Origin of the sequence: Psychrobacter sp. APC 3426 (assembly GCF_030408035.1) — a bacterium.
In the GTDB taxonomy this organism is placed as follows: Bacteria; Pseudomonadota; Gammaproteobacteria; order Pseudomonadales; family Moraxellaceae; genus Psychrobacter.
On the sequence record NZ_JASDCF010000010.1, the window covers coordinates 82064 to 97269 of the forward strand.

The 15206-nt window shown below is 40.3% G+C and carries 12 protein-coding genes and 1 pseudogene; 12 read left to right on the forward strand and 1 reads right to left on the reverse strand.

Features of this window, described 5'->3' with window-relative positions:
- Window positions 1-31: 31 nt before the first annotated feature.
- Window positions 32-958 (reverse strand): 23S rRNA pseudouridine(2605) synthase RluB, encoded by a 927-nt coding sequence (gene rluB, locus QL919_RS07250; protein WP_290188886.1) that lies wholly within the window; start codon window positions 956-958, stop codon window positions 32-34.
- 357 nt (window positions 959-1315) lie between these two features.
- Between rluB and QL919_RS07255 the strand changes: the two genes are divergently transcribed.
- The 12 genes and pseudogenes from QL919_RS07255 to QL919_RS07310 all read left to right on the forward strand — a co-directional run.
- The gene (locus tag QL919_RS07255; protein WP_290188887.1) at window positions 1316-2389 is read left to right on the forward strand and encodes a polysaccharide biosynthesis/export family protein; all 1074 of its coding nucleotides are present in this window, start codon (window positions 1316-1318) and stop codon (window positions 2387-2389) included.
- Window positions 2390-2401: 12 nt separating this feature from the next.
- On the forward strand, window positions 2402-2833 hold the full coding sequence (locus QL919_RS07260) for a low molecular weight protein-tyrosine-phosphatase (RefSeq protein WP_290188902.1): 432 nt from the start codon (window positions 2402-2404) through the stop codon (window positions 2831-2833).
- A gap of 31 nt (window positions 2834-2864) precedes the next feature.
- Complete coding sequence (locus tag QL919_RS07265; RefSeq protein ID WP_290188888.1) at window positions 2865-5120, forward strand: polysaccharide biosynthesis tyrosine autokinase; 2256 nt, start codon at window positions 2865-2867, stop codon at window positions 5118-5120.
- A gap of 92 nt (window positions 5121-5212) precedes the next feature.
- Window positions 5213-6490, forward strand: a complete 1278-nt coding sequence (tviB, locus tag QL919_RS07270) for a Vi polysaccharide biosynthesis UDP-N-acetylglucosamine C-6 dehydrogenase TviB (protein WP_290188889.1) — start codon at window positions 5213-5215, stop codon at window positions 6488-6490.
- Between the two features lie 48 nt (window positions 6491-6538).
- On the forward strand, window positions 6539-7576 hold the full coding sequence (locus QL919_RS07275; RefSeq protein WP_290188890.1) for an NAD-dependent epimerase/dehydratase family protein: 1038 nt from the start codon (window positions 6539-6541) through the stop codon (window positions 7574-7576).
- Window positions 7577-7587: 11 nt separating this feature from the next.
- Window positions 7588-9387, forward strand: a complete 1800-nt coding sequence (locus tag QL919_RS07280; protein WP_290188891.1) for an ABC transporter ATP-binding protein — start codon at window positions 7588-7590, stop codon at window positions 9385-9387.
- A gap of 23 nt (window positions 9388-9410) precedes the next feature.
- The gene (locus tag QL919_RS07285) at window positions 9411-10424 is read left to right on the forward strand and encodes a glycosyltransferase family 2 protein (protein ID WP_290188892.1); all 1014 of its coding nucleotides are present in this window, start codon (window positions 9411-9413) and stop codon (window positions 10422-10424) included.
- A gap of 278 nt (window positions 10425-10702) precedes the next feature.
- Window positions 10703-11761 carry a dTDP-glucose 4,6-dehydratase gene (gene rfbB, locus QL919_RS07290; RefSeq protein WP_290188893.1) on the forward strand — a complete coding sequence of 353 codons (1059 nt, stop codon included), beginning with the start codon at window positions 10703-10705 and terminating at the stop codon, window positions 11759-11761.
- A complete protein-coding gene (gene rfbA, locus QL919_RS07295; protein WP_290188894.1) occupies window positions 11762-12640 on the forward strand; it encodes a glucose-1-phosphate thymidylyltransferase RfbA in 879 nt (292 codons plus the stop codon).
- Entirely contained in the window at window positions 12637-13491 is an 855-nt protein-coding gene (locus QL919_RS07300; protein ID WP_290188895.1) for a WxcM-like domain-containing protein, read from the forward strand. Before rfbA ends, QL919_RS07300 begins: the two co-directional genes overlap by 4 nt.
- Window positions 13492-14598 (forward strand): DegT/DnrJ/EryC1/StrS family aminotransferase, encoded by a 1107-nt coding sequence (locus QL919_RS07305; protein ID WP_290188896.1) that lies wholly within the window; start codon window positions 13492-13494, stop codon window positions 14596-14598. It abuts the gene before it with no gap.
- Window positions 14599-14729: 131 nt separating this feature from the next.
- Window positions 14730-15077: pseudogene (locus tag QL919_RS07310) on the forward strand (glycosyltransferase family A protein); the annotation flags it as partial.
- Window positions 15078-15206: the final 129 nt, after the last annotated feature.

Consider the following 15206-nt stretch of genomic DNA (forward strand, 5'->3'; position numbering starts at 1 on the left):
AGAGGTTTAGAGTATCGTGAAATAAATGCAATTAACGCTTATCATTGCGGTCACGAGTGTTGCGTGTACCTCGGCTGGCAGGGCTAGCACTGCTTTTAGGTTTTGCATTACCACTGCGCTTATCGCTACGATTGTCAGTGCGACGTGCTTTAAGCGGTTTGTTTTTAATACGTTCTTGCTTTTCTTTAGCAGCGCCGTGCAGACCTGTCCCGTGACGTGGGCGTAAACTTACTAAGTCCGTTAGCGTATTGATTTCTTTTTTGTCGAGCTCTAAGAAACGGCCAGTACGTAGCTCTTTTGGTAATACAATACTGCCATAACGAGTACGCAGTAAACGGCTGACTTTCAGACCTTGCGACTCAAACAAGCGACGTACTTCACGGTTACGACCTTCTTTTAGCTTAACGTGATACCATTTGTTGACACCTTCACCGCCACCTTCTTTGATATCTTCAAACTGTGCCATGCCGTCTTCTAGCATGACGCCAGCAGTCAGATTGCGAGCGATATCAGGGGTCACTTCGCCCAATACACGTACCGCATATTCACGAGTCACTTCACTAGACGGGTGCATCAAGCGATGCGCCATCTCGCCATCGTTGGTGAACAGCAACAGTCCTGTTGAGTTGATATCCAAACGACCAACCATTACCCAGCGGTCATGAGTCAGCTTTGGCAAACGCTCAAATACGGTTGGACGGCCTTCTGGATCTTTAGCAGAACAAACTTCGCCTTCAGGCTTATAGTAAGCCAACACACGGCGGCGTTTCTCGTTTTCAGCCGTATATTTAATCTGACGGCCATCAACACGAATCTCATCGCCTTGCTCAACGCGGTCGCCAATGGTTGCAGGTCCGTTGTTAACAGATACGCGGCCTGCTTTAATCACTTCTTCCATCTGACGGCGTGAACCAAGACCCATACGGGCGAGGGCTTTTTGCAGTTTTTCATCTTTCATAATCATAACCTTGAGTCGGTGGGTTTACATTTCTCAATGTAAAAAATCGGATTGACTATTCTACGCTATTTATCATTTTTATGCAGCCCTTAGTTGGTCACATTGATTGACAGGTTTGTTGTAAATGATTGTTATATAGTATATAACTATAATTGTGAATATATATATTCATTAGGTATCATATATATGTATGGATTTTAGAAAACAGGTAACAACTGTTTATTGACTAGGTACTTGTGTTATTATAAATGTGTTTATTTTTGTTTGCAGTGTGTCTCCTTAGGGAGTTTATCATTACAAAAATTGCGCTATTATTAATAGCTGTTACTCATAGCTACGGTTTATAAAGGTTTTATTATGCATAGCCATTTATCTAGATTATTAACTATAGCGTGCCTATTATTCTTTGGCGTCATAACAGGCTGTACCAGTATCAACTCTGGACTTCAAGCTGGTGACTTGCCGCCTAATGGCGCCTTTGTAGCAGAAAATGGCATTACTTTCAATGTTCAGCCATTAACCGTAGCGACTTTGCCACCTAAGCAAGCTCAAACAATCGATAAAGAACTATATGATTTGGTCAAAGCATCAGCACCAGTAAGTTATCGTATCGAGGCTGGAGACATACTGAGTATAGCGCTGACTGATTATCCAAATATTAGTGCATCAACATCGAGTCTGACTGTCGATCAGCAAGGTTTTATTCAATTTCCATTGATAGGACGTATTAAAGCCAGTGGTATGAGTGTGCCGCAGTTTACTGCAATATTGCAGCGTAAATTACAACGCTATCTCAAGTATTCAGATCCGCAAGTAAAAGTGATTAACTATCTTGGTAGCAAGTTCTTTATCGATGGCGAAGTTGCTAAGTCTGGTGAGTTCCCCATTGCCAATGCACCTGTCTCACTATATGGTGCCTTATCTATGGCAGGAGGTGCCACTGCGATAGGTGATTCCAACAATATTGTATTAAATCGCCGAGGTAAGAATTATAACCTAGGTTTACAGTCATTAAGACAGATGGGCTTATCTCCTAATCAAATTTATATACAAGACGGTGATTCTATTCATGTGAATAGTCAAGATCGTAATAAAGTCTATGTATTGGGTGAGTTTGGTCGAATTGCACCAGTCGCTATCCCTGAGCAGGGGCTCAGCTTATCGCATGTACTGGGTGAGTCAAGCGGCCTAAACCCTAACACAGCCAATGCTGCCAAAGTATATATCGTCCGTGATAATCCATACTATCAGTATACCAATATCTATTATGTCGATATGCAAACGATTACCAGTTTAGCATTGGCCAATCGCTTCGAGATGCAAGCCAACGATATTCTTTATGTTGACCCGACTGGGTTAACTCGTTGGAACCGTATCCTCAGCTCGATATTACCATCAACTTCAGCAGTTACGAGTCTTTCAGGGTTATAGGTAATCGTTATTATAATGTTTAATAATATATTAGTCGTTTGTGTAGGTAATATTTGTCGGAGTCCTATCGCTGCATCATTGTTACATGATAGGTATCCTGATAAAAAAATTGAGTCCGCAGGTCTCTCCGCATTGGTTGGACATAGTGCTGATCCTACTGCACAAGAAGTTATGCAAGTACATGATATTGATCTTTCCCATCATGTAGGTAAACAGGTTGACGAGGAGCTAGTAATGGCTGCAGATCTCATTCTAACCATGTCGAGCAATCAAACAAAATGGATTGAGAGACAGTGGCCACATTGCCGCGGTAAGACTTTCAGGATAGGTCATTGGATAGATAGAGATATTGCCGACCCTTATCGACATGATAGGGCAGTATTTGAAAGCACTAGAAAAGATATCGTCGATAGCCTCGAGCAATGGACAAAAAAAATAAGCTGAACGACAAATACTAACTGATGAAGACATAGTTATGGATACTAACTCAAAAGATTTATCTAGAAACGATACAAACAAAGATAACGATCTGCTAGGTCTGTTTTTAGTATTGTTACGCGGCTGGAAGATCATTGTTCTGTTTGCAATATTGGGTTTAATTATAGGGGTGTTATATGCTCGCTATGAAAACCCAACCTTTAAATCAGATGCCCTGATTCAAATCGATGAAACCTCAAAAAACGTATCAGGTCTAGGGTCAAGCGTGTCTGAGTTGCTGCCGCCTGATAATAGTTCAACCCAAGCACAAATAGAGCTTATTAGATCCCGTATGGTTTTAGAGCCAGTAGTGGATCGATTAAATTTAGATATAAGGTTGAGTGATCCTTCAGTTAACAAGCTGGATAGGATAAGGAATAATCAAACAAACGTACAAATGAGTACCGCTGATGGCGTGCTACTTGAAACTAACAGTGGTCCAGTACAAATTAAGCAGTTTGATGTATCACAAGACTATTTAGACAAGCCTTTCGTTCTATCAAGAACCAATACAGGTTTTGTTTTGAGTAGCGGCACTGAAGAATTTAAGGGACAGTTGGGCAAATCCTATCGCTTCAGAGGTAAAAATGGTCTGATTGAAATCGGGATTAATGAATTACCTACTGGCGATCACCCTATAAATATCACTCAAAGATCTTTACAGATTACCACTGATTCTATAAACAGTGCTTTAACAGTAGTAGAGAAAGGTGCTCAGACAGGTATTATCGAACTATCCTTGTCAAGTCTGAGTCAGGAGCAAGCAAGTGTTACTTTAAAGCAGATTGTTTTATCATATATGGCGCAGAATCAACAGCGTGATTCTGAACAAACCAGTAAGACAATTCAGTTTATGGAAAAGCAAATTCCTGAGCTCAGGAAAAACCTTGAAGCATCAGAAGCGAAATTCAATAGTTTTAGAGAAAAATCCGGCACCATTGATGTGGGTCAAGAAGCAGGTATATTGTTAGGTGAAAAAGCTGGAATCGACTCGCAGCTTAGCGAACTAAAACTAAAAAAAGCAGAATTAACAACTTACTATACTGAAGAGCATCCATTGGTTATTCAAATAAATGACCAACTTAGGGTATTGAATGACAGAAAACAACAAATTAAAGATACTGTTAATAAGTTGCCAGAAGTGCAAAGAGAGTTTGTAACATTGTCGGAAGATGTCAGTATCAATAGAGAGATTTATCTCACTATTCTTAAAAACTACGAGCAGTTAAAAATTGTTAAAGCAGGCCAGGTCAGTGATGCTCGTATCATCGACTTACCCATCAATACCTACAGAACGATTACACCTAAAAAGCAATTAATAATGGGGTTATCTACTTTAGCGGGTGCTCTATTAGGTACTCTATTAGTGCTGATTATGAATCTGCTTAGAAATGTCGTTAAAGACCCTGAGCGTATTGAATCAAAGACAGGAGTACCAGTTATAGCAACCATTCCACGTTCTTCTGTGCTATCACGATTAAGTACTAACAAAAAAGCAGCCCCTCGTATGCTGGCTCATGTCGATAATAGCAGTCTAACCTATGAAGCGATTAAGAGTCTTCGAACCAGTCTGATCTTAGGTATGCCAACAGTAGTATCGGACACCAAACAGGCAAAAGTCATCCTGGTAACAGGTGAAAGTCCAGGCGTTGGTAAGTCGTTTATCTCTGCTAACTTATCGGAAGTGTTTGCACAGTTGAATAAAAAAGTTTTGGTCATAGATGCTGATATGCGTCTAGGTGAGCTGCACAAAATCTTTAGTATGAGCCAATACAATGGTCTAGCTGATTATCTGTTGCAAGATGATAGCATTGTGTCGCATGACACTACTGTCGATGTACCTGCTATAAATGAGACCTCTAGTTTTGGTATAGAAAACTTCATTCATCCGAGTGGTATGGAGCATATTGACTTTATACCACGAGGCAAGCATCCAATTAATCCTGCATCGTTACTAATTGGCGATAGATTCAGTGCTCTGCTAGCGAAGTTGAAGTCTCAGTATGACTATATTGTTATTGATTCACCGCCGATATTAGCTGCTTCAGACGCAATGGTATTAGCACAGCATGCAGACCAAATACTCATGGTAACTAGGTATGATGAGTCAATGGAAAGGCAGTTGACCTATGCAGTTAAGCAAATGCATAAATCTAATATCCAGGTAGATGGCGTTATTCTCAATGATGTAAAGCAAGGGCTCATGAGTAAATATAGTTATCATTACAACTATGCCTATGGCAATAACCAATAATACTAATGCGCAGTGTCTTTAGTCTTCACTGTTAATGTTATAACTAAGCTCATTGATGAAGCTTTTTAGAAATAGTTAAGTGATAGGAACTTATGATAAGTATCGATAATCTTAAAATTGCAGTGATTGGTTTAGGGTATGTAGGATTGCCTCTAGCAGTCGAATTTGGCAAGCAGCACTCAGTCGTTGGCTTTGACATCAATACCAGTCGTATTACTGCGCTAGCAGCAGGTACTGACCATACCTTAGAGGTCAGCGATGAAGAGTTGGCTGCAGCGACCCATCTAAGTTACAGCTCAGACATTCAAGCGCTCAAAGACTGTAATTTCTTTATTGTAACAGTGCCAACACCTATCGATAGCTCAAAGCAGCCTGACTTAACACCACTCGTTAATGCATCAAAAGCTATCGGTACGTTATTAAAGAAAGACGATATAGTGGTCTATGAGTCTACGGTCTATCCTGGCGCAACCGAAGAGGTCTGTATTCCGGTACTCGAGGAAGTATCTGGATTAACCTATAACCAAGACTTCTATGCAGGCTATAGCCCTGAGCGTATTAATCCAGGTGATAAAGAGCATAGAGTGACTAATATTCTAAAGGTAACGGCAGGCTCAACCCCTGAAGTCGCTAACTACGTGGATAAGGTCTATAACTTAATCATTACTGCTGGTACGCACAAAGCACCGAGCATTAAGGTTGCAGAAGCAGCCAAGGTCATTGAAAACACCCAAAGAGATGTCAACATTGCTTTGATTAATGAGTTGGCTGTTATTTTTAATAAAATGGGGATAGATACGGAAGCGGTACTCACAGCAGCAGGTACCAAGTGGAATTTCTTGCCGTTCCGTCCAGGGCTCGTCGGCGGTCACTGCATTGGTGTAGATCCTTATTACTTGACGCACAAGGCGCAAGCGATCGGTTATAACCCAGAGATTATATTGGCCGGTCGTCGTTTAAACGACAGTATGGGTGAGTATGTGGTCACACAGTTGGTCAAAACCATGATTAAAAAGCGCATACAAGTAGAGGGTGCCAAGGTTTTGGTGCTGGGGCTTAGTTTCAAAGAAAACTGCCCTGATGTGCGTAATACCAAAGTCATCGATATCGTACATGAGCTGCATGAGTACAATATCGAAGTGGATGTTTATGACCCTTGGATAGATGCTAACGAGGCCGAACGTGAATACGATGTCATCCCCATCGCTGAGCCTGCATTAAATCAATATGACGGTATTATCTTAGCGGTCGCTCATGAGCAGTTTGTAAAAATGGGTATAGAGAAAATAAGAGCCTTAGGTAAAGATAAGCATGTCCTCTATGATTTAAAGTATTTGTTCGCTAAAGAGCAGACCGACATACGACTTTAGGCATCTATAGTAATCAAAGCATATAATGCAATATGGAATACATTTAACATGACAGTGACTGCGTATCAACAAGTGACAGAATCATTGGTTAATCAACCAAAAACTTGGCTTATTACAGGAGTCGCAGGATTTATCGGCTCAAACTTATTAGAAACTCTATTATTACTCAATCAAAAAGTAGTGGGTTTAGATAACTTCGCTACAGGATTTCAGCATAATTTAGAGGAAGTTAAAGCGTTAGTAAGTCTACAGCAATGGCAGTGCTTTACCTTTATAGAAGGCGACATTCGCAATCTAGAGGACTGCCAAACTGCTTGCGCAGATGTCGATTATGTATTGCATCAAGCAGCATTAGGCTCAGTGCCACGTTCTATCGCTGATCCCATCAATACCAACGCAACCAATATCTCAGGTTTCTTGAATATGCTGGTTGCCGCTCGTGATACTAAGGTGTCAAGCTTTACCTACGCCGCTAGTAGCTCGACTTATGGTGATCACCCTGCATTACCAAAAGTAGAAGATGCCATCGGAAATCCCTTATCGCCTTATGCAGTAACTAAGTACGTCAATGAGCTATATGCCGAAGTATTCGCTCGTACTTATGGTTTCCATACTATTGGCCTGCGATATTTTAATATTTTTGGCAAGCGCCAAACGCCTGACGGTGCTTACGCAGCGGTGATACCTAAGTGGACAGCAGCCATGATTCAGGGCGATGATGTATATATCAATGGTGATGGTGATACTAGCCGTGATTTTAACTTTATCGAAAATGCGGTACAGGCCAATATCTTGGCAGCAACCGCCAGTGATGATGCCAAAAACCAAGTCTATAATGTGGCCGTTGGTGGTCGTACCACGCTTAACACCTTGTTTACGGCATTAAAAGATAACCTAAGTGCCAATGGCGTGGATTATAGTCAGGCGCCTATTTATCGTGATTTTAGAGAAGGAGATGTGCGCCACAGTCAGGCTGATATTAGTAAAATCAAAGGCGCATTAGGGTATGATCCTCAGTTTGATATTGTTCAAGGCATCAAAAAAGCAATGCCTTGGTATGTGAATTTTTTACAAAACAGCCTGTAGACGAATACATTATGTTGAAAGTAATTAAGCAGCTCTTTGCTCTGCTGACGGATAAACAGTTAAAACAGTTTTATGTTTTGCAAGTGCTGGTTGTAATTATGGCTTTTACAGAGCTATTAGGCATTGCTTCTATCGCACCCTTTATGGCTTTAGTTGGCGATATTAGCATACTAGAGACCAACGGCGTTTTTGCGCAGTTATATCAGATGTCTGGTATCGACAACCCGATGGACTTCTTGTTTTATGCGGGTGTGGTTGTCTTGGTGATGCTGACGTTCTCTACCGTTGTTTCTATGTTTACCATTTGGAAGCTATCTATCTTTGGTGCGCGTATAGGGACGGAGATTGCTGATCGACTCTATAGCTATTATATGCAGCAAAGTTGGCAATTCCATGCCAGTGGTAGTAGTGCACAGCTGACCAAGCAAGTATCTACCGAAGCGGCACGCATCAGTAATGGCATCATACAGCCATTAGTTCAGATGAATGCAAAGCTTGTCTTGGCGCTATTTATATCGGTCAGTATTGTGATATACGACCCACTCATTGCCATATTAGGGTTGTTTATATTTTCATTAGCCTATTTTTTACTATACAGATTGGTAAGAAAAAAGTTAGTAAGTAATGGTCAAAAGTTGTCTGAAGTGTCGACACAGCGTTTTAGACTCATGAATGAAGGGTTTGGGGGTATCAAGGACGTCTTACTACTCAACCGTAGTCATGACTTTATCGCACGGTTTCATGACAGTGGTAAAGTCTTTGCTCGTGCGCAAGGGACCAATATAGCCATTAGCCAAGTCCCTCGCTATTTTATAGAGCTGATAGCATTTGGCGCGATGATTTCACTGGTACTCGTACTGATTAAGGTGCACTCAGGCAATTTGGGAGAAGTCCTGCCTATCTTGGCTGTTTATGCCTTGGCAGCATTTAAGTTGCTACCAGCATTACAGCAGATTTATTCTAGTGTTTCGACTATCAAAGGAAACGTTGCAGCCTTTGAGGCTGTAAAAGAGGACTTACAAAGCTCGTTTGAAAAGCAAAAGACCATTAGTAAAGCGCCAATGCCTACAGCGATAAAACTTAGCAATAATATTGCACTAAAGGGTATAGAGTTTAGTTATCCTGATAAGGATAGAGCGGCAGTGGATGGTGTCAGTATGAGCATTCCTGTCAATAGCGTGATTGGTCTGGTTGGATCGTCTGGCTCTGGAAAATCTACTTTGATAGATTTACTGCTTGGTTTACTAACACCGCAACAAGGCAGCCTATACGTCGATGATATTCGCATTACTGCCGATAACAAACGTGCATGGCAAGACTTATTGGGATTTGTACCGCAAAGTATATTTTTGAGTGAAGGTACTATCGCAGAAAACATTGCCTTTGGTGTTCCAGCAAGAGACATCAGCCTAGAGCAAGTCAATAAAGCGCTAACATTAGCCAACCTCACTGAATTGGTTGAACAGCTGCCAGATGGGGTCAATACCAAAGTAGGTGAGCGCGGTGTACAGCTCTCGGGTGGTCAGCGTCAACGTATTGGCATTGCACGCGCACTCTATCATGAAGCCGAGGTGTTAGTATTCGATGAAGCGACCAGTGCGCTAGATGGGATTACTGAAAAGATAGTGATGGATGCCATCCATGAGTTCAGTGGTAAAAAAACCATCATTATGATTGCTCATCGTCTAAAAACGGTAGAGAAATGCGATCTTATTTACTTTATGGAGCACGGAAAAATCATAGATCATGGTACCTACCAAGATCTTGTGGTACGTAATCTGAAGTTTAAGGAAATGGCGAAACACGCTTAACATCATCGACGGGGGACTGTGACATGTATATAAGTTTGGTCGTCCCTTTTTTTAATTCGGCACACAAGTGCAAAAGACTGCTTAAACGTTTGCCGGAAATAACATCAAATGATCTCGAAGTTATTTTGGTTGATGATGGCTCAACTGACGACACTTATAGTGTACTCTCAGACCTCAAGTGCAGATTACCACAGGCTAATATCACAATCCTAAGACAACAGAATAAAGGTACTGGCGGCGCTAGGAACCTAGGGCTTAGTGTGGCAACAGGTCAATATGTTTGGTTCGTTGATTCTGATGACGATATAACCACTGACGCATTGATTTTCATAAAACAAAACTGCGACCAACAATATGACTTTATTGATTTTAATATCATACGCTCAGGCACCACTCCCATAAATAGAATGAATGTGGCAGCAGGTAGCTATAGAGATAGCCATGAGGTTCGTCAGATACTGCTAGATAGTGGATTTATCTATCAGACCTGTAAAGCCTTTAGACGTGAGTTTCTGCTAGACCATCATATTCATTATCCTGAATACTGCTATTACGAAGATATTCCATTAGCATTTACTCTGCCATTTCTGGTCACGAGTTTTTTAAAGACAAATATCGTCGGCTACCTATATCATCAAGAGTTCGACTCTATTACCAGAGGCAAGACAACGCAAAAGTCACTAGATCGCTTGTATACCTCAGTCTGTGGTCTGATGGATGGTTTGGCATTTGCCAAAACTGATGCGGAGGTTAATGTTATCAAAGAGCGCTTTATTCAGTTGTATCTGATAGACAGTGTTGAGATGTACTTTAGTATAACACCTCGCAAAGAGTGGACAACTATTTGGCGAATAATGAGCCAATATCGTAGATTAGCCAAACAATTTAGTATAAGCTTGAACCCTTTTCATCTAATCAATAAAAAAAGTCAGCAATATAAACTGTATTTCCGTATGCAGTGGATGATGTCTTTTATACTAATAAATGACCAGGCATCATACTTTGAAGGTATCAGGAAAAAAGAATGGGGTTTTTAAGAGAAGATGGTTTTTATAGTTTGAATTTAAAAAATAGTTGATAAGCAATCTTAACTAACAGAAATAGTGACGGTATAACTTAGCTAAATATACTTACTGTCATCCCACTGGTAGATTTAGTTACTTTTCTATTTCCCGTGCTGAGGCCGTGATATATAAGAATAACTGGTATTAATGTTTTGTAACTTCAAGTAAAAATTTACCTCAACTATTATCCACCTTTTAGCCTTTCAGTATAGTGTTTGAAGTATTAACCCAACTTAATTAAGAAAAGATTTATGAAAATACTCGTCACAGGTGGCGCAGGCTTCATCGGTTCTGCTGTTATACGTCATATTATGCATAATACGGACGATAAAGTCTTAAATATTGATAAATTAACCTATGCAGGTAATTTAGAGTCTCTCAAAGAGATTGATCAAAATCCAAGATATATATTTCAACAGATTGATATCTGTGACAAAGAGTCTTTAGAACAAGTATTTAATAGTTTCCAGCCCAATCTCGTCATGCATTTAGCAGCAGAATCACATGTGGATCGCTCTATTGATGGGCCTGCTGAATTTATTAATACCAATATCATAGGTACGTATCATCTATTAGAAGTCGCGCGTCAATACTGGCAAAAGCTTGATGACAGAGATAAACAGCAGTTTAAGTTTCATCATATCTCTACCGATGAAGTTTATGGTGATCTGGAAGGGACGACTGATTTATTTACTGAAACGACTCCTTATGCACCAAGTTCACCTTACTCGGCATCCAAAGCCAGTTCTGACCATCTGGTTCGTGCCTGGCATCGTACCTATGGATTCCCTATTTTAGTCACTAACTGCTCTAACAATTATGGTCCTTACCATTTTCCTGAAAAACTTATTCCGTTGGTCATCTTAAATGCTCTAGATGGCAAAGCACTGCCTATCTATGGCAAAGGCAATCAAATACGTGATTGGTTGTTTGTAGAAGATCATGCACGTGCTTTATATAAAGTGGTCACTGAAGGCAAGGTGGGTGAGACTTATAATATCGGCGGGCATAACGAAAAACAAAATATTGAAGTGGTCAAAACGATCTGTCGCATCTTGGATGAGCTAAAACCACAGGCAAACGGTCAGCCTTACGAGTCTTTAATCACGTTTGTAAAAGACCGTCCAGGACATGATTTGCGCTATGCAATCGATGCCAGCAAAATTGCCAATAAGTTAAATTGGACGCCGACAGAGACGTTTGACAGTGGTATTAGAAAAACGGTCGAATGGTACTTGAATAATATGGAATGGTGTAGTCGTGTCCAAGATGGTAGCTATCAACGGGAAAGACTAGGAGCAGGTGAATAAATGAATACAAAAGGTATTATTTTAGCGGGAGGCTCAGGTACACGCCTTTATCCCATTACTAAAGGTGTCTCTAAGCAGCTGCTACCTATCTATGATAAGCCAATGATTTATTATCCGTTATCTGTATTGATGCTCGCTGGTATTCGCGAGGTACTTATTATTAGCACACCAGATGACATAAATGGTTTTAAGCGGCTACTCGGCGATGGCAATGAGCTAGGCATCGATATCAGTTATGCCGTTCAGCCAAGTCCCGATGGCTTGGCTCAAGCCTTTATTATTGGTGAAGCGTTCATAGGTGATAGTAATGTCTGCCTCGTGCTCGGTGATAATATCTTTTATGGTCAAGGGTTCACGCCGCTATTGCGACAAGCAGTCAATCGTCAAAAAGGTGCAACCGTCTTTGGCTATCAAGTCAAAGATCCCGAGCGTTTTGGCGTGGTGGCGTTTGATGAAGACAAGCGCGTCATTTCAATAGAAGAAAAGCCTCTCAAACCTAAGTCTAACTATGCCGTAACTGGTTTATATTTCTATGACAATGATGTCATAGAGATTGCGAAAAAGGTAAAGCCTTCAGATCGAGGCGAGCTTGAGATTACCACCGTCAATCAGGTATATATGGAACGTGGTGACTTAAATGTTGAGCTATTAGGCCGTGGTTTTGCTTGGTTGGATACGGGCACTCATGAGAGTCTGATCGAAGCGGGTATGTTTGTAGAAACTGTTGAAAAGCGCCAAGGCTTTAAGATTGCTTGCTTAGAAGAAATCGCCTATAACAATGGTTGGCTAACGAAGCAGTGTCTCTTAGATATTGGTCAATCGATGAATAAAAATGCTTATGGTCAGTATTTGATATCTTTGGTGGATGAATCGTTATGAGTTTAATACAATGGGTTCACTTTCCGCCATTAGGCGACGCTCGCGGATCTTTAGTAGCTCTAGAAGCAGGAAGTACTATACCTTTTCCAATTAAACGTGTTTATTATATTTTTGCAACTCAAAAAGATGTGGCACGTGGATTTCATGCTCATCATAACTTGAAACAAGTTGCTATTTGTATCACTGGTAAATGTCGTATGGTTCTTGACGATGGTAAAACTCGTGAAGAGGTCATATTAGACTCTGCTACTGAAGGTTTACTGATAGAAGATTTAGTTTGGCGAGAAATGCACGACTTCAGTGATGATTGTGTGCTGTTAGTACTGGCCAGTGAGCACTATGATGAAGCTGATTATATTCGTGATTATGATGAGTTTATAAATGAAGCTAATAAACCTTTCATACACCCATTGTCTGATGTGATGTCAACCAGGATAGGTCAAAAAACTAAAGTTTGGCAGTATAGTGTCATTCTTCCTAAAGCAGTCATTGGAGAAAATTGTAATATTTGTGCTCATACATTGATTGAAAATGATGTGGTAATCGGGAATAACGTGACAGTTAAGTCAGGCGTTTATATATGGGACGGTACTACTTTAAAAGATAATGTATTTATCGGGCCTTGTGTCACTTTTACGAATGATAAGAAACCGCGCTCAAAGCAGTATCCAGATGAATTTCCAAAAACTGTCGTAGAAGAAGGAGCAAGCATTGGTGCCAATGCGACTCTTTTACCAGGGATTACCATTGGAAAAAATGCGTTAATAGGTGCTGGAGCCGTAGTGACTAAGAGTGTTCCAGAAAACGCAATTATGGTAGGAAACCCTGCCGCTATTAAAGGATATGTATAAATGATTCCTTTTCTTGATTTAAAAGCAATTAATGCCCAATATCGTGATGAGCTTATAGGTGCTTGTGCTCGTGTTATTGATTCAGGCTGGTATATCGGTGGCAGTGAGCTCGAGCAATTCGAGCAGCACTTTGCTAATTACTGCGGAACCAAATATGCGATTGGTGTGGCCAACGGTTTAGATGCACTGATTTTAACGCTACGAGCATGGAAGGAGCTAGGTAAGCTAAAAGATGGTGACGAAGTTATCGTGCCATCTAATACTTATATCGCCAGTATATTAGCGATTAGTGCTAATAACTTAACGCCTGTTTTAGTTGAGCCATGTGTAGACAGCTTCAATATCCATCCTAAAAAAGTTGAAGCGGCTATTACTATTAAAACGAAAGTCATACTTCCTGTACACTTGTATGGGCAACTAGCAGATATGCCAGCTATTATGGATATTGCTAAACGTCGTGAATTGTTGGTGCTAGAAGACTCTGCACAAGCTCATGGCGCTTCTCTTGATGATAAGAGAGCAGGGAGCTGGGGTGATGCATCAGGTTTTAGTTTTTATCCCGGTAAAAATCTTGGTGCGCTAGGTGACGCTGGCGCAATCACGACGAATGATGAAGAGCTGGCTAATACTTTGCGTGCGTTACGTAATTATGGCTCACATGAAAAGTATAAAAATTTATTCCAAGGTGTTAATAGTCGGTTAGATGAAATCCAAGCCGCGATCCTTAATGTAAAGCTTAACCATTTAAACGCTGAGATTGCTCATCGTTGTAAAGTCGCAAATGCTTATCTTGAAGGTATTAATAATAAAGCAGTTATATTACCGACTAATGAACATGATAGCGCTCATGTTTGGCATGTCTTTGTAATCCGCTGTGAACATAGAGACGAGCTACAGCAGTATCTAGCGGATAATAGGATACAAACCCTCATCCATTATCCTATACCTCCGCACAAGCAGCAAGCTTACAAAGAATGGAACGAGTTAAGCTATCCTATTGCTGAAAAGATTCATACAGAAGTATTAAGCTTACCGATAGGGCCAACGATAACAGATGAGGAAATTGTCACAATTATTAAAGCAATAAATAACTTTAGTTATAATTGATATGTTCTTAGTTGTTGGTTTGAATGTATTTACTCTATAAATATTTGTCCTGCTAATAGAAGATTATTTATAGAGTAAATCGACTATATATTCCTCTTTAACACTAAGCCATAATGGTAGATATAAATACGATGAAAAATAGCCTTCCTTTAGTTTCTGTAGTGATACCTTGCTATAACCATGAAGTTTTTGTACAGGCCTCTATTCAAAGCGTTATAAATCAGACATATGAAAATATAGAGCTTATTATAATTGATGATGGCTCTAAGGATAAATCGGTCGAAAAAATTCGAGAAATGATTCAGGCTTGTAAGGAAAGATTTGTCAGGTTTGAATTTAGGTCTAGACCAAATAAAGGTTTGAGTTCAACTTTGAACGAAGCTATAGAGTGGTGTGAGGGTAAATATCTCTCGACCATTGCTTCAGATGATCAAATGTTTGATTATAAAACGTCCATTCAGGTAAAGTTTTTAGAAAATAAACCCCACTCTCAACTTCGAAAGTGATTGAAAAAAGAAGAGCACCTCACTAATCTATTGTTTTCGACCAAGAATACAATGGAGTTGTGAGATGCCCATAGACGAATTTATCATCAATATCTATTTAAT